The sequence below is a fragment of the Bacteroides faecis genome (assembly GCF_020091505.1).
Taxonomy (GTDB): domain Bacteria; phylum Bacteroidota; class Bacteroidia; order Bacteroidales; family Bacteroidaceae; genus Bacteroides; species Bacteroides faecis.
In genome coordinates this window covers 1,515,566-1,536,904 of record NZ_CP081916.1, presented here as the reverse complement: position 1 = coordinate 1,536,904, position 21,339 = coordinate 1,515,566, and the positions used below count along the sequence as shown (strand labels likewise).

The following is a 21,339-nucleotide window of genomic DNA, read 5'->3' as shown; positions in this document are numbered from 1 at the left end:
CAATACTTTCAATAGTTACAGGATTTCCTCTTACAGTAATCTCTTTTACAATCTTATTTTACTCTTACACAAGAGAGTCTTTTAGTTTTATCACCTATAAAAAGACACGATAGAATACCTTAAACAACAAAGCTCCTTTTACTATTCTACCATCATGTAGCAATTCAAGTACTGCTGACAGTCCTTTTTGATTAGAGATTTGCCTTTATAATCAAATTTTACGCTACAGATATTGACTCTCTATCCACTAACATAGCATCTATAAATCTATTATACACATATAAAATATCTTGTTTGATGTACTTCTACTTGACAATCTGTAGTATGTAATAACAACCAGCTTATTCCTCTTGGATAAGCTGGTTGTTTCTTAGTAGCTTATCATCTTCTCCGCATTCATTAAGCAATACTTCACAAACGCAACTTATATTGGAATAACAAAATAAGCTAGAGCAAGAAGCGTTACAGATATAGCGTATCCTATCTTCTCTATTTTACTATGCCGAAAGAAATAATTAAATACAAACAAAGCAATCAGCCAACCAATCACTATCTTCATTAAATCATAATGTTTCTCCAAAGGATCCCAAATGTAGAGGTACACATTAAGGAAAAACATTATAATACTAATTATCCAAACCATTATACGTCTCATAGAACTAATTAATTTATACTTGAACGATAGGAAGTAGACCCTACCCCTGTAGTAGATGACCACATATACGTCTCTGTCAATGTAATTCCATTAGTAGAGCCAGATCGTGCATATTCATCTTGAATAGCTGAGAGCTGAGAACTAGATGCTCCACAATAAATACTGACTAATGCTCCTGCCACAGCACCGGAAAGACCTCCCGCTAATAATGATGCATAAAAAGATGTTTTATCACTTGCACTTCTCATCGCATTTAATACTGTTATAGTTTCTTCATTATTCAAGACAGTAGTAGTCGTAATCATATTAGGTCCGGATGTGCTTTCAGATGTAGCTCTTGTAGTAGCGATAGGAGGTCGCATTTCAAATGGATTTCTTATTATAATCCCTTTCTCGTTATTCTCAAAATACACATAAGCCGCGTATTGTGCATTGAGACTATTCACTGATTGTTTTACTAAATCAAAAACTGCATCTGACATATTCATATCTTTAGCAGACTGGACGGTCAAATAGCATGTATCATCTTCAATAACAAAACGATCCCCTATTCTCTGAAAAGCCTTATCTATAATCATTAATTCCTCTTCTGAAGATAAGTCGCTCGGACAATCCAAATATTCACTAATTACCGCAGATTCATTTTTTGTTTCTAAACTTTCTTCAAAATCACTACTACAACCTTGAAACAAACTAACTGTCACCATAAACATTCCTACTGAAACACAGAATGTCACAGATTTAAATACTCCATTCATAATATTAAATTTTAAATTCTATTATTTAGCGAACTGTTTAACCACTATTCCGTAAGTACTATGACTAAAGCATATTCTTAGATGGTTCGCATTCATCTTTCTTACAATTTTTATCACTGCATAGGCCAATAGTTTAAAGTTCACAAATCAACATCTTCAAATTAAAAATATTCAATTCCATTTTTTACCATATAAAATTGCATAAGATCAAAACTCCTTACTTACTTTATGTTTTATCCGTTTTACAAATGCTGAATTAATCTTAACTGGTTTTTCCAATATTGTCTTTGCGATTAAGAATACTTTCTTTTCATTTCCGTTTTTTTTATACAGCTCATACAATTGATAAAGTGGATAAAAACGACAAGGACACATCATTGATGCACTATTATAATATTCCTCAGCCAAGTCGGGTTTATTTAGCTGCTGATAATTTTCTCCGATAATAAGTTCGAGATCATAATCAGCCCAATATTGACGGCATTTCAATGCTACTTCCAAACTCTCACTATATTGTCTCATCTCTTGCAAAATAGCAGCATAGTTATAAAGGAAATAAGGATTATCCAGAAATTTCTTTTCTAATATTTCATATGCTGGAAGAAGTTCATTATATGATTTACAACGCGCAAGCGTAGACGCTTTGCCCCAGCTTAGTTCTGCCTGAATTCGTTCTGTTAATTTATAAAATCCGATAATAGAGGCAATTAATACAAACACACAAATTATATTCTTTATCCAAATCCTAATAAAAAATCGTTTTATATACTCACCAATTATTATGTATATACTAAAGAATGCTATAACCCAAACAAAAGGATATGTAAATGGATAGGAAAACAACGAAAATGTACCTATTGAGATCAAAGAATAAAAACCTATCTTCTTTTCTGTATTTGAATTCTTTTTATAACAATAAACAATTGCTCCTATCAACAGAAACAACACCAATATACCAACAATCCCAAAATTCAGAAGAATTTTGAGATATTCGTTGAATGGTTGCTTCACATTATCTGCTAACATAGAATAACGACTTTGCTCATGTTGTTTAAAGTAGTCTGCTTGATAATCCATATAATGCGCTTCGAAACTACCAATTCCATGACCTGTCCAAGGAGCATCTTTCACCATATTTATACAACATTTCCAAATTAGCAGTCTCCCATCTGCAGAGTCTTTTTTCATCCAATAACAGCCAAACAACAATAATACCAAACTTGCCAATAAAAGATATTTCAACACCTTTTTCCATTCCAATCTTTCATATAAATATAAGCAAGATAATATAGTAACACTAACAATGCCAGCTCTCGAATATGATAAGATGATAGCTGTTACAATGATAGTTCCAGCTAACCAGCCACCATATCGGACATATTTATTCTTACTCGACAATAAAAGTATGAGAAAGGGGAATCCAGCACAAAGACAAGAAGCAAAACCTGCGGGATTATCAAAGCTACCAGTTACCTTATAAAATGAATGAGAAGAAAATAATCCTGAAAACTGTAATATCCCATAAAGTGCTTGTAGTACACAACTGAACACAATAATATTCCCACACATTAACATATTTACCGATACAGACTTATACAACAGCACTTTTATACAGATATATAGCAATAGCACTAATGATATCAACAATGTCAAACACCATTTAGCAACAATGTATACATCAGTAAATTGGTATGAGTAAACAAACAAACTACCGATACAACAAACAGCAAACAGAATATGAGGGAATCTTATCATTTCATATTTTCGTTCATGACACAATCATTAAGTTCATGATAATATGATCATATACAATCCCATTATCAGAAACCACACACAAACTTTCATACGTTTTGGAATGTAATTTCCATGTCAATTTTACAGTACGCATTCCCTGTTGAATCACATGATCAAAGTACTCCGACAAAGATTTAATTGTGGCGGAGACATTTTCCTTGCCTCTTATCTTCTGAATTTCTTTCAAATTTAGAAGTTCTACACACTCATTTTCTTTGTTGACAACTGGCAAATAATTATCAGTTTGCGATAGAAGTTTTTTCTTTAGTCGCTTCATCTCATCCACTGTCTTGACCTCTCCTTGAAGAGCATAGCTTACTAGCTGAGGATACCCCTTATCTCTCAACATTTCATTTTGTTGGATTTCCTTTAATTGCTTCTTCCAATCACTATCGTTTTGCGCTTGCAAATTTATTAAAGGAAAAGCAACTACCAACAGAAATATACAAAGAATAAATCTTATTTTACTCATATCGCTTTATTCTTACAAATTAGATGCACTTAAATAATTATCTCCAGATCCCGACGCCTCACTTCCGATACCAGAAGTAGATATAGAAAAATCAATACCATTTCCACCACTTATAGAAACGCTTACCGTCGGTGTTGCTAGGTAATAGGCATAATTACATATTGAATATCCACCTACTCCTTTACTACATTCTTTTATTTGTGAGTCTGCACCTGCACTTCCAATAGATATATAAGCGTCCTCACTACTAGTACTATTGGTCAGGTTTCCGGTACTTACATAAATAGTATGATTAATCTCTACACGCCCACGTTCTGACCCCCACAACCAATAAGCAGTCCAACGCAAGGTATTAGTACATGATCCACTAAAATTACTTTCAGGAGATTTCGTTTTTATTATTGGCGTAAGCCCTTTATTTAATGGAGACTCCTCTGATATACATAAAATATTCATTATGACATTATCATATATAATATCTTCATTCGAAGTAATGCATATTGTTTTATATGTTTTCGAATTGCATTCCCAGGTTAATTCCATTTTATTCATTCCAACCTTAAGAACTGTATTTAAAAAAGTCTCCAAATCAGATTTGGAATATTGAGTTTTCTCATTTTGTTTTTTGCACTCTATTTCCGACCATGTCAACAAACTAATATTACTATTTTCAGTATCATAATAAGGGAAATAACTTTCATTAGATAAAATAACCGATTTCAGTTGATCAAGTTCTTTCTCAGTAGTAATTACTCCAATATTTTTATATTCTTTCAATTGAAGCTGAGACTCATTTGCATATAAACTGCGAGTCAGAATATCCTCCCCACTCTTTTGAATATTGGTCAACTTTTGTTCTAGAGTCAACTCATCTTTCACAATAACGCTTGATTCTGCCTCCGCTATATTGGACTGTATAGAGAAATCATCCTCTTGATAACAAGAAGCCAACAGTATACCAACAAAAATTAATTGCAAAAAATAATCTTACAAACTTCATATTTACAAACCTTTAATTAATAATATTTTAACTATAATAAATAACAAGATAGACTACTTCCAATTTTGTTTTTCATCTTCACATATAAAAACTCTCTCCTGCACACCATGCGAATAATTTTTCAATAGCAACAACACATTGCGAGGAACATTCTTATAAGTTAACGAGTCCGCTTCAGAAAGTTGTTTACCTAGAGAACTCCATTTATTCCCAGTGCAATAGAAAAGTTCATATTTATCACCTGAACGAATATAATTATCATAACTCCGAGGTGTATAAACAATCTTTTCTATCTGCTTAGGAATTCCAAGATCAAGACCTGCCCAGCCACCGGAAGACTCAATATAATCAAAAGAAGTTGTGACATCCCCATCAAATACATTCGTGTATTCATGCGAACCGTCTTTTTGAAAACATCCGGGGGTACCCATTACCTTACCTTTTAAAGAAGCGGTATCATTAGGAGTATAAAAAGCTACTTCTGCAATATTACAGTGTGACTCTTTAGGTCCTACATATCTGACATAGCGATACGGTTTTGAAGAATATGATTGAACAACTGTCTGTAATCTTTTCGGTTTCTCATTTATCAAGTACAAGACTTCTTTTTCACGAAAATCAGGGTCATTGCTTCCTTCAAACGTTCCGCCTATCATGCGATTCAAAAACATATCATCTGCCCGCAAAGTATATTTTGCGAACAAAGTAACATCCTGTACACTATCCGAAGGAGTGAAGAAATGGAATTCATTAGAAACATTAATCTCAAAAGGATCAGTCCAAAAACGGAGTCGTCCTCGTTCGTAAGTAGCAACCCGCATGACGGGTCCTTTTTGTATATCCGTAAAGACAATGTTTTTACCATCGAACTCTGTCCATGCAACAGGCTCCCAATCCATCCGTTTGCTGGCACATAGATAAGCTATTCGTGAACGTGGCTTACCTTTATATAAAGCGTCCTTCGGTATTTGGAGTTCTTTCTTAAAATTTTTTGTATAAGGGAAAGTAATATCTACGATATGCGGATCTTTGAAAAGAGGAATAACAGCAGTATCCAATTTCTGCATTTCCTCCTGCATAGCGCGATTTAGACTAAATGTATTACGATAAACCTTTATTTTAGGCATTCCACACATTGCGTCTTTCCGTACTTCACTCACACCATTAGGAAATTCGTGGTAATAGAGCGTACCGTATTTATCTGTAAATGCCACCCATTGATGGCTGTCATTCTCATCACCACGAATCGGCATGAAGTCTATGGCACACGGAATACCTAACGCACGACAAACATAAACAACAAAATCCGTGAGTTCACGACAACTACCGGTTTTCTGCTGGACAACTTCCGGTCCCACGTGAGGAAGGCTGGCAGGAACGGCAGTAGTAAATACCGCTCCTCCTTTACGAATTGAATCAAGTAAACAACGGGCCGCGACAATCGGATCTTCTTTATCAAGTACTTCTGAAGCACGTAAAGAATCGAGCAAGGGATTATATTTCTGATAAATAGATTCCCGCCAACTAGCCAAGGTCTCGTCACCAATACGATAAGGAAGAAGATATTCACAAAAATCTGCAAACGAAACATGTTTCCCCCATGGTTGTTCCTGCCACACCTTAAATGACCAGTCAATATTATTACATAAATAAGCAGAATCAACTGTTTCGATATCTCTATAGGATTGTAAAGAATCTAAATACAATGGTCCATACATGTGACGAACAGAGTCAGCCACGACCTGAGGAGAAATACCCAATCCACGTGTTTCCTGTAACAAAGCATAGTAAGTAAAATACCGATCTAACTGTTTTCCTTTATAATAGGTATAATAAGGCATATTTTCTATCAAGAAACAAGCAGCCCTATATTTCAAACTATCTGTCGGATCAATCTGATAGCGAAACAGAACCTTTTCCAGCTCCACACGATTCTCTCCTGCCTGCTGAAGAGCAGCTTCCAATATAGAAACCGCCGGAACATTCTTTTCTCTTCCAGAACATGAAAGGAAAAAGAGATAACCAACTGCTGTAAGCAGAAAGACAGATACCAACCTTGTGAATGTTTTCATAATTACTAACAATACTTTTGGTAGTTGCTAAAGACTTTAAAATTAACTCACTTAAATCTTCTTATAAATCATACTGTTCGGAAGTACAACTATAATCTATTAATAAGAAAGATACCGACAAAACAGCAAGCAATAACAAAACTAAATTTCGATAATTTCGTAATAACTTTAATATTTAATTCAAAAATTCAACACACTCACTTTCTTAATCTGTACACTTTATCAAATACAGCAATAGATGCATTGGTACTTAATTTCGTTTTATCTAGAATTTTATAAACAGCTGAACACGCTTTTGCATAATCATCAAACTCTTTTGTCTTTTCAGCGTCCTTCCTTTTTTTTACAGATTTCCCCTTTTCGAGATATTTCTGATATGTATCGGTTAATACTATAAACTCATCTAGCTTTGTAATAGAATCAACCAACACACGTTCTCTCTCACTAATTTTCAGTCGGTCTAACATATCCGCATAAGACTCAAAAGCCCGGTTATGATTCTTAGACATTCTCTTAGAACTGCACCCTGACGACAAAGCAACAATGCCTATCAGCATGAAGAGAATTCCAAACCTAATGATAAGATTTCTTTTTTTTAGCATTACATTAAAATATTAATTTGTTAAACAATAATTCTCGCCATTTTTATTTCATATTTACTACAACAACTTTTTGCTGTAAGCAGAAAAACAGATACCAATCTTGTGAGTGTTTTCATAATTAGCAGAAAAAATAGAGATAAATGATTTCGTATTATTTTTTGCAAATTTACATGTCATTTTACTATCGCACAAGAGGGCGTTACAGTCATATAGGCTTAAAAACGCACTACAGAGGCCTACAGCGAGAATGTTTTTCGCCTCCCTACTATGATTGTAACAACTAAAATGTATCCAAATTTCACTTTTGACCGAAAATTATCCTTAATGACTCAGAATTGTCCTTATATGACCGAAAATTATTTTGCAGATATTCATTCTCTCCTATCAATGTTACACCTTTAAAACCATTATACCACACAGAAGTACTTCTAGCCACTATTAGTTCTTTTATTTTCTTCTATATTGTAACACAATAAAAATAATTAAAACCTCGTAAGGATCAGATATTAGTCTTTTTTTGAATAAATATTATCCTTCAAATAAATCTATTTTTCGTTACTTTGCATCAACATTAAAAAACAAAATAATCATGAGCGCAAGAAGAAAGAAAAATGCTTTATTTTATGCGATAGCATTAGCTTGTAGTTTAACCGCTATTTTCATTACTTATAGCTGTAGTACTGATGAGTATTACACAGATGAAACACAGATGGCAGAGAATGGGATAGCAAAAACACGCGGATTTTCATCAAGAATGCTGAATAACGAAAATACACTCATTGATTCTATTGCCAGTTCTGATGAGTTTTGGGAATTCGAAATGAGCTCCGAGCTTTTGGCAGATAAGTTTCATGAGTACACTTCTACTTTAAGTGAAGAAGAATATGACAAACTTATGGAGAATCTGAATGATGATGACTACGTGGAAGACTTCATGAGAAAAGCCAATCTAGAAAATGAACTACAGCAACTGGCAAAAGCTAAAGAAAACCTGATTAAACATACAGGATTTTTAAGATTAAGCGCCGATGAACGGACACAACTCTTTATACTATATGCAGAAAGCAACGAACTTACAAAAGTAAAACTCCTGAAAACACGCGAAGAAGGAGGAGGTACTAACAGCTGTGAAGAACAAAAACAAGCAGCATATAAGCAGGCAAAAGCTGATTATGAGAATGCTACCACTAACTGTCAAGGAGATAATATGCCTTTGGGCTGTATAGCGCAGGCAGCTGCCAAATATGATAGAAACAAAAGAATAGCTGACAGAGAATATGCAGATTGTATAAAAAATAAAGCGTGAGAATAATTCGATATATAATTTTGTACAACTTAATGTGGTGCATCAGCATAGCGATGTGCTACTCAGACTGTCTTATTAACAACATAAATTATATCGTACAAGATTTTCTCATCACTTTCTTTGAGCTTCTTGCATGGGTTGTACTTATAATTGGAGCAATTGACACATTCCCTAAAGATAAATATTCGAATAAGCGTGTGTGGTTTTACTATGCCATCATGAGGGGAGGAATATCAGCAATCCATTCTTTTATAGGATTAATAAACATATTAAAAATATAGCTTAATGCAATTCCTTCAAGAAAGTTTCCATATCCTCATCTTCAATACTTAAACGTCTTCGTACACGAGATCTCAAAGTACGATAGTTACCATCATTAATATCAAAAATAGACATCATATCTTCTTTAGTTTTACTCATCCTGATAAGTACACAATACACAATATATCGTGGTTTCATTTCAATTTGCTTATTTTTCAACCAAACAAAAAAGTCAGGATCAATCGCACGACATCCTTCTATTAACGTAAGATACTCACTGGCAGTCAATTGATATATAGATTGATTTTCTAAAAGTTTGCGCACAAATACAACACCTTCCAATGCAGATGGAGGAGAAGACAACAATTCTTGAAGCCGTTTCTCTTGGAGAATTGTTTTTTGCCGTTCAAGTTCCAATAAACGATAGAATGAGACAGCCAATTTAACTATCCCTGCTATTGCTAAGCCAACAATAATCAGCACAGGCAGAGTATAAGCAGATAGTGCAGGAGCTAATTCTACGTGGACTTCCTTAGGCATAACAAAATAAATCTGATTGGCAACAATCAACAAAAAGGCAGCAATGCATTGCCAATCAGTTACCTCGGAGGGCAATCCATGTGTTCCTTTCTCACGGAATGTCCATAAGAGTGCGCCTACAAAGAGGATCAGCCACATAAAAAGATAATGGGAAGCCGAGAATGCATCCACATACATCCCCGGAAAGAACATCTGAAACAAATAGGCAGCCAGCAACACAAGACAACAGAGCAAACCACCTGCCAACCTACTCTTTATAAGGTCAGCGAACTGTATTGTTACTCTTTTATTCATCGTATTTTATTTTAAACACTGCAAAGATAAAACATTCCTATTACACAAGTCCATCAACAGGCTATTTTATTTGAACATGAATATAAATAAAACAATGGTTTTCCTATGCAGGAAACAGCCAATATAAAAGAGCAAGAAAAATCATATACACAAATATCCTTATCTCTTTGTATATTTTATAATGGCGAAGAGGATAATCTAATATCACAAAAACAATGAACCAAATAGCTATCATTTTCACCGGTAACTGCTTATTCAAAGGATCAACTATGAGTAAAAAGAATCCTGCTAACGCTAATAGAATATTGATTATCAATACAACTGCATATCTCATATTATTATACATTTAAGGAAATACAAAATAGAATACACAGAGAAGCACTGTGGCTATGACATTTCTTATCACCCCATAAGTATTATTATGGCGAAAAAGAAAGTCCAGCAGCAACGTTACAAGATACCAAGCCATTACGATTTGTACCAAATCATATTGCCGTTCCAAAGGGTCTGTAAATATTATATATACATCAACAGACATCAACACAATGGTTATGATCCAAACCATTGTGTTTTTCATAGTCATATTCATTTTCAGTGATAAATAAATCGCTCCAATCAATAATATACCTTCTTGTTTTCTTTAGAGGATACAATATAATCATCTATTTTTACATCAAAATAAGATTTAGCTACACCATCATCATTGGAAGGTAGTGCCTCTTTATCAGCCAGCGCCTCTATAATATCAATTTCTTTTACGCTCTTTTTCAGCTTGGGAAACAAAAGGCTGACATAGATATACTTGCGATCACAACCTTTAATAATCAACAGCTTATCCAATGGAGCCCCGCCATCATATCCTCTCACCATATATTCATCTCCGGTTTTCTTATCTACTATTTTAAATCCCGGGCTATAATACAACCATTGCCAATCGAAATAGATAGGCTGCAAAAATGTAACTTTAGTATCATTTTTTCGTTTCTCAATAGAATAGATTTCAGGCATTGTACTCATTCCTCGCTGATAAGTTCTATCGGCAGCTATCTTTATATCTTCTTTAGGAACCGTGTAAGCCTCATCAAACAATTTCTGATCACGTTCCTTGTTCGGGTCGACAACCTTATTCTCAACAATATTCATGCTTTTCTGAATCTGCGGCATGATCTCTTGTACCATTTCCATTGACAGTTGCTGTATCATCGGCATTGATTCATTCGCAACAGCAGATGCAGTCTCCCCAAGCTTCTTGCCGGCAGGAGATTCGTAGAAAGCAACTACTTTTTTCAGTTCATCCAATGTCATATGCTGTTGGTAAATAGGAGCATATACTTCCATCACTTTATCTTCAATCTTCTGTGTCCACTTTGCTGCAAAATCTTTCCAATAAGCCTCATCTTGTTGGAAAGGTCCCTTTTGCATACTTGACATGAATTGCGACATGATAGCCTCGGAGGATGCCGAACTACCGGAAAGGGTCATAATCTTCTTAAGCAAAGTTTTGTATTCATCAGTTTTATCTGAATTCTGAGCCGAAGCCGGTAAAATAGAAGTAAGCGATGTGGCTACGCAGATCACCATTAAGAAAAGGATTTTTTTCATCATATAATAGTTTTGTTAATGAAGTCAAGTTAACTTCATTGTGTTATACATTCTTACAAATATACTCTAATTATTATTAGAATACAAACAAATAACAGACATAATTATAAACTGCGGCAATTATTGTCTGATTTACTGCCTCTCTTCGTCCAAACAACCCTATAATCGCCTGATTTTCACCTATCATTATCAGATTTTCGTAGAGACATCTTCATCGTTCCACCCGGGTAGAACAAGCTGTCTACGTCTGTGACATGATCAGTTCACCTTGGTGCGATGATCAGTTCACCCGTGTGGAACGATGAAAATGTCGGTAAGATAATATAAGAATGTAAGGGAGATATGCCAAGAACACAAGTGTCATAACATACAAATGACAGGTAGAGTAAAATCAATACAGCTGTAGTCCGTAGCAGAAAGAATAATGAGAGATAACTCAAGAAAGGATGAGAGATGCGCTGTTCTGGAGCATTTTAAGGGATAAAAGAGTGAGAGATACCATATCTCGAAGGTATCTCTCACTCATTATTCATCTAGTTATATGATCTTTACAGAAAGGAAGTGAGACCGTGAGACTAAAATATTTTTTTTATTTCTTGGGAGCGAGCAGATTATTCCTTATCTACAGAAAACTTAAAGATGCATTGACTCATGTATTTTTCTCCCGGGCGAAGCACAGCCGAAGGCCATTCCGGTTTGTTCGGAGTATCCGGATATTTCTGTGTTTCAAGACATACAGAAGCACGTTGATTGTAAGTAATGCCTTTCTTTCCTGTCAGAGAACCATCCAGGAAGTTACCTGCGTACACCTGAATACCCGGTTCATTGGTATATACATCCAGTACGATACCCGTCTTAGGTGATTCGAGCGAAACACATTTCCGGGAAATATCCCCTTTGGCATTCAATACCCAGTTATGGTCATAACCATTTCCATTCTTCAATTGTACAAAATCGTAGTCGTTAATGCGTGCACCTACCGGAGTCGGAGTGCGGAAATCCATCGGAGTACCTTCTACCGGAACAATTTCACCAGTTGTCATGAATGTGCTGTCGACCGGAGTATAATAATCGGCATCCACCATCAACAAGTGGTCTGCATTGCTTGCTGCATCACCATCGAGATTAAAATAAGAATGATTGGTCATATTTACGATGGTCGGCTTATCCGTTTCTGCTTCATAGCGGATATCGATGGCATTATCGTCCGTCAGTTTCATCAGAACTTTACAGGTAATGTTGCCCGGGAAACCTTCTTCACCGTCCGCAGCGACATAAGTGTAAGCGTCTCGGCGATGCCGTCTTTTCTTTAATTCTACTTCTTCATATCTTTGCTTTCATATTAATCAATTCCTACTTATATGACTGCACATGCTTTATACACTCAAACCCTGTCTGAGTATAAATCCCGTCTGATATCTTCTCCCTGTTTAACTCTTCGTAGTTATTGTCATGAGTGTCATGTTAATTATCATGGTATGGAACTCTGGCTTTCTCGGCACGGCATTCGCATTCGTGAACTTCGTTCTTCCCTTTCGGCTTCTTCCTCCGAAAAGCCGGTGCCCTGCTTCAGTCCTTTGGTTCCCTCATCTGCGCCTTCGGCCCGTCCGTCCTCTTCTTCGGATATGCTTTATGGTATCAATATTACTTTTCCGGATGGGGTGATTATTTCCATCAAGCAGGGAAGTTCTTTTGGTATTCACCGTTTTATTGACCTTTATAACCGTAAGATACAGGAGGAGCAGTCATGTTTGCTTTAACCGAAAATATGCGTTATTACCTGTACCAGCATTATGTCGATATGCGTAAAGGTATGACAGGACTTTATCAGCTGGTCAAGTCCGACATGTCACTTTCTCCCGTTTCAGGAGATGTTTTTGTTTTCTTTTCCCACAAACGGGACATGGTTAAAATTTTACGTTGGGATACGGATGGTTTTATTCTTTACCAGAAGCGCCTGGAAGAAGGTACCTTCGAAGTCCCGCGTTTTAATCCTTCTACGGGTGCTTACGAGCTTTCCTGGAAGAGTTTCTTTTTGATTATGCAGGGCGTCTCCCTCCGGTCAGCCAAGTGCAGGAAACGATTTCGGCTGAAGTCATAGAAACACCAAATGATTGATAAACAATGTGTTATAACGTAGATTTATAATAAAAAGCTTTGTTGCCCGGTTCTTTTTTCGTATCTTTGAGGTATGAAAAAAGACCGGGTCATAGAGCTTCTGGAGGAACAGAACAGACATTTCAAGGAACAGATTAAAGCTGCTGACAAGCGTGAGCAACAAAGTCAGCGTCTGATCTGTGAACTGACTTCACAGGTTAAGCAACTGACCGATGCCGTTCAATCTCTGGAAGAAGCGCTGACGCTGAAGAACGGCAAACTGAAAAAGCAGGAGAACATTAGCCGCAGTTTGAGTAAGCTTATCAGCAATGAGTCTGAAAAGCAAATACCTGATAAGCCGCAACCCGCTTCTGAGACGGCTCCGTCCCGTCCGTCCGCTTCCCCCAAAGAACGGGGGAATAACAACTCCAAACGTAAAGAGCATTTTGAACTGGAAGAAAAGATAATCGAAGTCAATCCCGACCATCCCCTTTTCAGTATGTCTCTTGCCAAGTTTATGGGATACCGTGATTCTATCCGATATGTCTATATTCCGCCAAAGTTCATTAAGTACATTTATCGACAGAATATTTATAGCTTTAATGAAACGGTCTTCAGCGGTTGCGCCCCCGCCGCCCCTTTTCTGAATTCCCAATATGACGGTTCGTTCGTTGCCGGTTTATGCCAGTTGCGATATATCTACTCCATGAGTGTGGAACGTATCGTTAACTTCTTTCGGGAGAACGGGTTCGAACTCGAGAAGCCCACCGCCCATCATCTGCTGGGTAAAACGGCTGTTTTGTTCGAAAACCTCTATGAAGCACTCAGGGAAGTGGTGCTTGAAGATCCCTACCTCTGTTGTGACGAAACATATCACAAAGTACTGGTTCCGGAAAAGAACAGTAAAGGCAAAGGGGTACGAAAAGGGTATATCTGGGCAGCGGCGGCGGCGACCTTAAAGCTGGTGTTCTATTTCTATGAGGACGGATCACGCAGGCAGGAGGTGCTTTTTGATTTCCTCAAAACCTATAAAGGAACAGTACAAAGTGATGCATACGCCCCATACAGGAAACTGGAAACCGACCAATATCACAATATCACGAGGATCGCATGTCTTCAGCACGTCAAACGAAAGTTTCTTGAACAGGATAAGGAACCGGACGCCCGAAAGATAGTTGAAATGATAAACCAACTGTACCAAAAGGAACATGAACATCGGACAGGCTATCAGGGATGGACAATCAAAGACAATCTTGCACATAGAAAACAGTATGCCCCGCCAATACTCAGGAAGATAAAAAAGAAATTATTGAGCCTGCAGGCAAAGCCGGACTTATTACCGAAAAGCCAAATGGCGGAGGCCATTAATTACACACTATCCCAGTGGAAGGCCATAGAGGATATCTTTACCAAAGGGGAGTATTATCTGGACAACAACCTTGTCGAGAGGTATAATCGGTATATATCACTATCCAGAAGAAACTCGCTTTTCTTCGGAAGCCATAAGGGAGCTGAAAGAGGGGTAATACTATATTCATTGGCATGTTCGTGCAGGATGCATGGCATAAATACATTCGAATATATAGCCGATGTGATTAACAAAGCGGCGAAGTTACCACCAAATACAGACAGGAAAATATATAGAGATTTATTGCCACACAAATGGAAGGAAAACAGAAGTAGAATCTGAAAAGAAAAGGATTATCAGATTTTTTGAAGAAAAACACGGCATCGCCGAGACGCTTACACATAAGTCAGTTCGATCTCTTGCGGATTCAGTTGCACAGCGTCGAACACACGATACTGAAACCCTTTAGGGCCACCATGCAAGCAATGGCCGTAGTTATTTTGAGGCAATTGATATTCAATGCTGTCCAATGTGAATTTACCCTGATTGATACGATTAGCATAACGACCGATGCTGGCACCAAAATCCGAAGGTTTGCTGATATAATCCTGAATAGAATCGAATCCCAGAACTACATCCTGCATCTTTCCGTCTTTATCGGGAACCATCACAGAAACAATACGTCCTCCGAAATTCGTCACGCAGACTTCCATGTTATTCTTGTTGCGAAGGGTGTATAAATCTGTTTTCTTACCGCCTACCTCGGCTTGGAAATTAGTTCTTAACAGACCGGAGTCGGTAGTTTGCTCTGCTTTCGGAGTACAAGCAGTCATAAAAAGGGCAGCAAAAGCCCATAATGCTAAATTCTTCATGATTGATATAAAATTACAAAGTTACGTTATGGCTGCAAAGTTCGCAAAATCGGGGTTACTACAAAGCTATTATTTGACCAATAAATAACACAAATATTCCATTTTATCGAAGAATCGATCCATCTGAATGACAACGGAAAGAGAAGAGGAAGCATAAAAAAGGCTATTACAAAGAATCAAACGAATCTTGCAATAGCCTCTCACCCCATTCATTAAATGATTTATCTCATTATATGTCTGAATATATCAATGATAAGGATCTGTTTACTCCTTAGTATTCGGGAAAGCCGATATTCTCAACCGGGCCGCTCCCATCGGAATCAATGTAATCTCTTCTTTAGCTCCTTTCACCGCATCTTCTTCGGGTAATACGCCACAAAGTCCTGTCTCGTCAATCTGCCATTCGGGAATAATCCGACCGGTAGCTTTCACTTCCAAAGGTACATTGGCTACTGTGAACGGGAAGTTATCAGCAGGCCAGGACTTACGAACTACCTTGAAGTTTTTCAAAGGTTCTTTCTTATCCAATACCAATGAATAGTTCCAGGGGCTATTTGCATAAATTTCAGTAGTAGGCCATTTCTTCGGGTCGGCACCTTTCTGCCATTTGGAGTCACCGATAGCAGTTTCACGACTGTCTTTTTCTACATATTTTTCGTCAATCTTAAGAGACAATGTCAACGGACCATAATCCACACTTACACTGTTCTTATTCACTTGCCAGGTACGCATGGACAGAGACATCGGAAGGGTCATCTCCACTTTGTCACCATCCGCCCATTCGCGTTCGATGCACAAGTATTTGCCCGATACAGGTTTCGCGCTGATCTTCTTCCCGTTTACACGCACTTCGGCTCCCTCAGTCCATGAAGGAATGCGGAGATAGAACGGAAAATTGACCTTTTCACCGGTAGAAACGGTAAATTTGATACTTTCCTCGAAAGGATAGTTAGTCTCTTCATGAAGAACGATTTCCTTTCCATTACCAACTTTCACCGTAGCTTTACAGGCAGCATAGATGGCAGCAGCAATACCGTTGTCGGGAGTTGCCAATACCAGATGTTCTGAGAAGTAAGGCCAGCCTTGCGCATGATTATGCTGGCAGCAGCGGCTGCTGAACGGATTCATGGAAAGGAACGGACCACGGTTATCAATGCCCGGATGATGATTCTTTGAGTCACTGACTGTATGGTTCGGACAAGTGATGTAACGCAAAGCCTTGAAGTCGGGCATTACGGCAGCAGGATAAGAGTTGAAAGCCACTTCTTCACAATGTTCAGCCCACATCGGGTCGCCTGTCATGCAAAGCATGATTTCATCAGAAGCCATCTGCTCCACCAGTCCGCAGGTTTCCACTCCCTGACGGGGATCGATATATCCCAGACGGGCATTCTCGTCCGCACCGAACATACCGCCCGGCACCTGACCGAAGGTACGACGGATCAAATGATGTACATTATAAGATGCTTTGAGCATAGCGGAATCTCCGGTCTGCATATAATAAGTGGCAGGTTCGCGGAAACACTGGGCGATGTTCACATTGTGCCAGTTAGGCAGGGAAGTTGACTTTGTCCAGTCGGCTGTATTACGGTGAATCTTCTCGGCAAGTTCCAGCAGGAAGGCATCTCCGGTATGATTATACAGCCAGTAGATACTGATGATGTTGTCACCGCCACGGCTGTTTTCCCAGTAGTCTTCCAGAAGCTTATCGTCGGGAACAGTCATCTGCCATTTGAAATAGTTCGTCATCAGGTCAATAACCCGTTGGTCCTGAGAATATTCGTAATAAGATTGCAGACACCAGAGCATGATCATTTGTGCCCACAATTCACGTTTACCGTTCCGTTCGTTGATGGGGCCGAAGTAACCGTCGGGCTGGCAACTGGCAAATACACCTTCAATCCATGTTTTTGTTTCCGCAATCATCTTCGGATCATTCAGGATATAGGCAAGATTGCCGTAACCTTTCAGCCAGTAAGGGACTTCTTCCCAACCATGATCGCCGCCGGTCGTCAGCCAGGCATTATTGTCTTTCTCCAGCCAGGCACTGATCTCGCCCAGATGTCCGGTCAGACCTTCACGCTGCAGTTCGAGATACTTCTTTACCCAACCTTCCGGCTGAATGCTGCCAACAGGCAACTTAATAAAATTCAACGGACGAAGCGGAGCCCGATAGCTCACGTAATTCGCGTTAGTCGACTGTGTATCGGGACGGTCTACCACCCTTACAGATTCATTAGCAGTACGTGTGGTAAAAGCAGCTGTCAGCAAACCGACAGTCAACAGCGTACCCGCAACTCCTATTTTAAAAGATCGTTTCTGTTTCATTTTGAATATTTTTTGGGCTGACTAAAGAGTCAGCCTTATTTAAATTCGGTTTATTTATAATTAAAAATCAACTCTCCGCCTTTTATCAGTTCATTGTGAGATATACGGTAGTCATCAATCTTTTTTCCGTTGAAATGGATACTTTTGATCGGTGCGTCTTTCTTTTTTCGTCCTTCTGTCTGAATGGTAAGTGTATTCCCATTCGCCAACCGCAACAGTACCCTGTCAAAAAGCGGAGAGGTCAGATCATAGTATTCGTCTCCCACAAGCAGAGGGTAGAAGCCCATTGCACCAAACACGTACCAGGCACTCATCGTACCGTCGTCTTCATCCATTTCGGGGCTATACCCTTCCGGATCGTTTTTGAATGCTTTGCCCAGATAAGGAGTCTTAAATTCCGAGTTTCCTCCATATTTATGGATCATCGGCTCAGTCATCAGGCTTCGCACTATCTGTTGGGTCTTCTCCGGTGCTCCTAGCCGGTTGAACAGATAAGGGACATGAATATCCGGTTCGTTTCCCTGATTATAGAGGTGATGATCGAAGAAATAGGTGAGCTGCGAACGGAGAGAGTCTTGTCCCACCCACTCTATCATTTTATCGATGTATTGCGGAGCTGCCCATCTGTATTGCCAGCGGGTTCCCTGATAGAGTCCGTTATTCTTCATCACTTCAAAAGCAGGAGTGACATTCATAAATTCCTTCTTCCAGGTTTCCTCGAAGAGAGAGACCGAGCGTTGTCTGTATTGTTCAGAATCTGCCTTTTCACCGATGATTCCGGCGATCTGAGCCATGGCCCATAAATCATAAGCCGATTCCATCTTCTGATCGGGCGAACGCATGGGCAGTCGTTCCATTTCCTCCTTCATACCTGCATAACCTTTGCGGAAATCAAGGGTTGTGATTCCTTTCCGGTAGGCATCCAGCAAGAGAATCACAGCATGTTCGGTGCGCACTGTCGGGGTGGATTCGAATCCGGTGGACCAGTCTTTCTTTCCCGTTGCATACAGATGAATCAGAGAGGTTGCCATATCCCGCATTCTCGCAGGTTCGGTCAGCACCAACAGAGGAAATTTAGTGCGGAAGGTATCCCATAACGACCAGTTGCTGTAATAGCGGAAATCTTCTGATATATATACTTTCCCATCCGTACCCAGATAAGCTCCATCGGGAGAACTCACATCAGCCGGACTCAGATAAGCACGGTAGAGTGATGTATAGAAGATTACCTTATCGTCTTTCTTTCCGCCTTTCACGTCGATGGCGGAAAGTTGTTTCTCCCATTGGTTGCCGGTCTGTGATTTCAGTTCGGCAAAGTTCATCTTTTCCCAGCGGGCACATTCCCAGCTAGCCAATTCGGAGCTGAGTGCGGAAAGTCCGATACGTACTTCCACCGCACGTACCTTCTTGCCAAAAGTAAGGCAGGCAGTCGTCTCTTTCTGTTCCTCCAGTTGGAAAGGCTGGTCGGTGTTTAAGGAGAAATAAAGTTTGTAGCGTCCATGTCCGCAGACATTCTTTGCCTGTACATAGCCTTCAATGCAGGTATCCGATACACGTTTATACTGACAGGTAGCCACGTCTTCAAACGTAGAGGCGAAGTCCACCCAAAGAGCAGCGGAAATGCTTCGGGGAAACTTATAACGTTCCACCGCCATCGCATGAGTCGCAGTCAGCTCTGTCTTGATGCCATTGGTAAAGGCTGTCGAATAATAACCGGGAGTTGCTTTCTCGTGATTCTTCTTCATATGCAACTCCTGTGAAGGAGCTACCGGACGAATGCGCAGATTTCCTCCCCCTCCACTACATCCCACTCCGGAAAGGCGGTTGACAGAGATACCGGAGACCTTAGTCACGGCGTAATCATAACCGGCATGGCTGCGCGGATCGTTATCCGGACACACACAAACCATTCCGAAAGGAGCAGCAGCACCCGGAGCTACCTGCCCGTTATCACCGGAAGTACCGATAAACAGGTTGACATACTTTGTATTTTGCGCAACTGACGCAACAGTACATAAGGTCAGTAAAAGAAAGGTGTATCGTCTGATTGTGCTATTTTTCATAGTGTTCTCCTTTTGGATAAAAAAACTCAAGTGAACCGCAGGAGAAGCAATCTTCACCGGCGATTCACTTTGAAATAATAAAGAAATGATCTTTTAATTCTTGTTTACAGAGAACTTAAAGATACACTGGCTCATATATTTCTCGCCCGGACGAAGTACTGCCGAAGGCCATTCCGGCTTGTTCGGGGTATCCGGATATTTCTGAGTTTCGAGACATACGGAAGCACGCTGGTTGTAAGTAATGCCTTTCTTTCCGGTCAGTGAACCATCGAGGAAGTTTCCTGCATATACCTGGATACCAGGCTCGTTGGTATATACATCGAGCACGATACCTGTCAGCGGTGATTCGAGAGTAGCACATTTACGGGTAACGTCGCCCTTGGTATTCAATACCCAGTTATGGTCGTAACCATTACCATTCTTCAACTGTACGAAATCGTAGTCATTGATGCGTGCACCTACCGGAGTCGGAGTACGGAAGTCCATCGGAGTTCCTTCAACCGGAGCTATTTCGCCGGTAGTCATGAAGGTGCTGTCTACCGGAGTATAGTAGTCTGCATCAATTGTCAGCAGATGTGCCTCATTGCGGGCTGCATCTCCATCAAGGTTGAAATAAGAGTGGTTGGTCATGTTCACAATAGTCGGCTTGTCGGTTTCCGCTTCGTAGCGGATGTCGATAGCGTTATCGTCCGTCAGTTTCATCAGCACCTTACAAGTGATATTGCCCGGGAAACCTTCTTCACCATCTTCTGCCACATAAGTCAATTCCAGTTCTTGCGGATTGGGCTGTACTGCATCAAACACCCGGTATTGGAATCCTTGCGGACCGCCATGCAGACAATGACCGTAATTATTCTGAGGCAACTGATACTCTGTACCGTCCAATGTGAATTTACCTTGATTGATACGGTTGGCATAACGACCGATGCTTGCTCCAAAGTCCGAAGGCTTGCTGACATAATCCTGAATAGAATCGAAGCCGAGCACTACATCACGCATCTGTCCGTCTTTGTCGGGTACCATCACAGAAACAATACGGCCACCGAAGTTCGTAATGCAAACTTCCATGTTGTTCTTGTTGCGCAAGGTATACAAATCAGTTTTCTTTCCATTTACTTCCATCTGGAAGTTACTTTGCAATAAACCGGAATCCGTTGCTTTCTCGGCTTTCGGTGTACAAGCTGCCATTAACAGGGCGGCAACTGCCCATACACATAACTTTTTCATATTATTACTTTTTTCAGGCACGGATTACACGGATAACACGGTTTAAGA

16 protein-coding genes and 2 pseudogenes are annotated in these 21,339 nt (G+C 39.3%); 4 read left to right on the top strand and 14 right to left on the bottom strand.

Annotated features, from left to right (window positions below; all coding sequences use genetic code 11):
* Window positions 1-663: 663 nt before the first annotated feature.
* From K6V30_RS06215 to K6V30_RS06190, 6 genes are all read right to left on the bottom strand, one after another.
* Window positions 664-1,413 carry a hypothetical protein gene (locus K6V30_RS06215; protein WP_055269048.1) on the bottom strand — a complete coding sequence of 250 codons (750 nt, stop codon included), beginning with the start codon at window positions 1,411-1,413 and terminating at the stop codon, window positions 664-666.
* 207 nt (window positions 1,414-1,620) lie between these two features.
* A complete protein-coding gene (locus K6V30_RS06210; protein ID WP_055269047.1) occupies window positions 1,621-3,168 on the bottom strand; it encodes an O-antigen ligase family protein in 1,548 nt (515 codons plus the stop codon).
* A gap of 13 nt (window positions 3,169-3,181) precedes the next feature.
* On the bottom strand, window positions 3,182-3,679 hold the full coding sequence (locus K6V30_RS06205; RefSeq protein WP_055269046.1) for a hypothetical protein: 498 nt from the start codon (window positions 3,677-3,679) through the stop codon (window positions 3,182-3,184).
* A gap of 12 nt (window positions 3,680-3,691) precedes the next feature.
* Window positions 3,692-4,558 carry a hypothetical protein gene (locus K6V30_RS06200; RefSeq protein ID WP_141758182.1) on the bottom strand — a complete coding sequence of 289 codons (867 nt, stop codon included), beginning with the start codon at window positions 4,556-4,558 and terminating at the stop codon, window positions 3,692-3,694.
* Window positions 4,559-4,732: 174 nt separating this feature from the next.
* Window positions 4,733-6,751, bottom strand: a complete 2,019-nt coding sequence (locus K6V30_RS06195; RefSeq protein WP_055269044.1) for a transglutaminase domain-containing protein — start codon at window positions 6,749-6,751, stop codon at window positions 4,733-4,735.
* Between the two features lie 197 nt (window positions 6,752-6,948).
* A complete protein-coding gene (locus tag K6V30_RS06190; protein ID WP_055269043.1) occupies window positions 6,949-7,353 on the bottom strand; it encodes a hypothetical protein in 405 nt (134 codons plus the stop codon).
* 517 nt (window positions 7,354-7,870) lie between these two features.
* Here K6V30_RS06190 and K6V30_RS06185 point away from each other — a divergent pair.
* Entirely contained in the window at window positions 7,871-8,659 is a 789-nt protein-coding gene (locus K6V30_RS06185) for a hypothetical protein (protein ID WP_224207264.1), read from the top strand.
* 282 nt (window positions 8,660-8,941) lie between these two features.
* On the opposite strand, the gene K6V30_RS06180 is transcribed toward K6V30_RS06185, so the two are convergent.
* The 4 genes and pseudogenes from K6V30_RS06180 to K6V30_RS06165 form a co-directional block, all read right to left on the bottom strand.
* Window positions 8,942-9,754 carry a hypothetical protein gene (locus tag K6V30_RS06180; RefSeq protein ID WP_055269041.1) on the bottom strand — a complete coding sequence of 271 codons (813 nt, stop codon included), beginning with the start codon at window positions 9,752-9,754 and terminating at the stop codon, window positions 8,942-8,944.
* 346 nt (window positions 9,755-10,100) lie between these two features.
* A complete protein-coding gene (locus K6V30_RS06175; protein ID WP_224207263.1) occupies window positions 10,101-10,331 on the bottom strand; it encodes a hypothetical protein in 231 nt (76 codons plus the stop codon).
* Window positions 10,332-10,369: 38 nt separating this feature from the next.
* Window positions 10,370-11,356 (bottom strand): DUF2059 domain-containing protein, encoded by a 987-nt coding sequence (locus K6V30_RS06170; protein ID WP_055269161.1) that lies wholly within the window; start codon window positions 11,354-11,356, stop codon window positions 10,370-10,372.
* Window positions 11,357-11,967: 611 nt separating this feature from the next.
* Window positions 11,968-12,642 (bottom strand): annotated as a pseudogene (locus K6V30_RS06165) (aldose epimerase family protein); the annotation flags it as partial.
* 192 nt (window positions 12,643-12,834) lie between these two features.
* Between K6V30_RS06165 and K6V30_RS06160 the strand changes: the two are divergent.
* The 3 genes from K6V30_RS06160 (at window position 12,835) to tnpC (ending at window position 15,143) form a co-directional block, all read left to right on the top strand.
* Complete coding sequence (locus K6V30_RS06160; RefSeq protein WP_224207215.1) at window positions 12,835-13,116, top strand: hypothetical protein; 282 nt, start codon at window positions 12,835-12,837, stop codon at window positions 13,114-13,116.
* Window positions 13,104-13,457 (top strand): IS66 family insertion sequence element accessory protein TnpB, encoded by a 354-nt coding sequence (gene tnpB, locus K6V30_RS06155; RefSeq protein WP_055268734.1) that lies wholly within the window; start codon window positions 13,104-13,106, stop codon window positions 13,455-13,457. Before K6V30_RS06160 ends, tnpB begins: the two co-directional genes overlap by 13 nt.
* A 90-nt stretch (window positions 13,458-13,547) precedes the next feature.
* Window positions 13,548-15,143, top strand: a complete 1,596-nt coding sequence (tnpC, locus tag K6V30_RS06150; RefSeq protein ID WP_055268733.1) for an IS66 family transposase — start codon at window positions 13,548-13,550, stop codon at window positions 15,141-15,143.
* A gap of 59 nt (window positions 15,144-15,202) precedes the next feature.
* Here tnpC and K6V30_RS06145 read toward each other — a convergent pair.
* From K6V30_RS06145 to K6V30_RS06130, 4 genes and pseudogenes are all read right to left on the bottom strand, one after another.
* Window positions 15,203-15,673, bottom strand: a pseudogene (locus tag K6V30_RS06145) (aldose epimerase family protein); the annotation flags it as partial.
* 264 nt (window positions 15,674-15,937) lie between these two features.
* Window positions 15,938-18,001 carry a beta-L-arabinofuranosidase domain-containing protein gene (locus K6V30_RS06140; RefSeq protein WP_055269369.1) on the bottom strand — a complete coding sequence of 688 codons (2,064 nt, stop codon included), beginning with the start codon at window positions 17,999-18,001 and terminating at the stop codon, window positions 15,938-15,940.
* Window positions 18,002-18,051: 50 nt separating this feature from the next.
* Window positions 18,052-20,064: a GH92 family glycosyl hydrolase gene (locus tag K6V30_RS06135; protein WP_055269377.1), complete on the bottom strand. Its 2,013-nt coding sequence runs from the start codon at window positions 20,062-20,064 to the stop codon at window positions 18,052-18,054.
* Between the two features lie 93 nt (window positions 20,065-20,157).
* A complete protein-coding gene (locus K6V30_RS06130; RefSeq protein ID WP_010536235.1) occupies window positions 20,158-21,291 on the bottom strand; it encodes an aldose epimerase family protein in 1,134 nt (377 codons plus the stop codon).
* Window positions 21,292-21,339 lie beyond the last annotated feature (48 nt).

What these genes read in the sequence shown, in the direction of transcription:
- K6V30_RS06210 (WP_055269047.1), bottom strand. Translation starts at nt 3,168, where the DNA reads ATGATAAGATTCCCTCATATTCTGTTTGCTGTTTGTTGTATCGGTAGT.
- K6V30_RS06140 (WP_055269369.1), bottom strand. Translation starts at nt 18,001, where the DNA reads ATGAAACAGAAACGATCTTTTAAAATAGGAGTTGCGGGTACGCTGTTG.
- K6V30_RS06170 (WP_055269161.1), bottom strand. Translation starts at nt 11,356, where the DNA reads ATGAAAAAAATCCTTTTCTTAATGGTGATCTGCGTAGCCACATCGCTT.
- K6V30_RS06215 (WP_055269048.1), bottom strand. Translation starts at nt 1,413, where the DNA reads ATGAATGGAGTATTTAAATCTGTGACATTCTGTGTTTCAGTAGGAATG.
- K6V30_RS06190 (WP_055269043.1), bottom strand. Translation starts at nt 7,353, where the DNA reads ATGCTAAAAAAAAGAAATCTTATCATTAGGTTTGGAATTCTCTTCATG.
- tnpC (WP_055268733.1), top strand. Translation starts at nt 13,548, where the DNA reads ATGAAAAAAGACCGGGTCATAGAGCTTCTGGAGGAACAGAACAGACAT.
- K6V30_RS06135 (WP_055269377.1), bottom strand. Translation starts at nt 20,064, where the DNA reads ATGAAAAATAGCACAATCAGACGATACACCTTTCTTTTACTGACCTTA.
- K6V30_RS06195 (WP_055269044.1), bottom strand. Translation starts at nt 6,751, where the DNA reads ATGAAAACATTCACAAGGTTGGTATCTGTCTTTCTGCTTACAGCAGTT.
- tnpB (WP_055268734.1), top strand. Translation starts at nt 13,104, where the DNA reads ATGTTTGCTTTAACCGAAAATATGCGTTATTACCTGTACCAGCATTAT.
- K6V30_RS06160 (WP_224207215.1), top strand. Translation starts at nt 12,835, where the DNA reads ATGGAACTCTGGCTTTCTCGGCACGGCATTCGCATTCGTGAACTTCGT.
- K6V30_RS06130 (WP_010536235.1), bottom strand. Translation starts at nt 21,291, where the DNA reads ATGAAAAAGTTATGTGTATGGGCAGTTGCCGCCCTGTTAATGGCAGCT.
- K6V30_RS06180 (WP_055269041.1), bottom strand. Translation starts at nt 9,754, where the DNA reads ATGAATAAAAGAGTAACAATACAGTTCGCTGACCTTATAAAGAGTAGG.
- K6V30_RS06205 (WP_055269046.1), bottom strand. Translation starts at nt 3,679, where the DNA reads ATGAGTAAAATAAGATTTATTCTTTGTATATTTCTGTTGGTAGTTGCT.
- K6V30_RS06175 (WP_224207263.1), bottom strand. Translation starts at nt 10,331, where the DNA reads ATGAAAAACACAATGGTTTGGATCATAACCATTGTGTTGATGTCTGTT.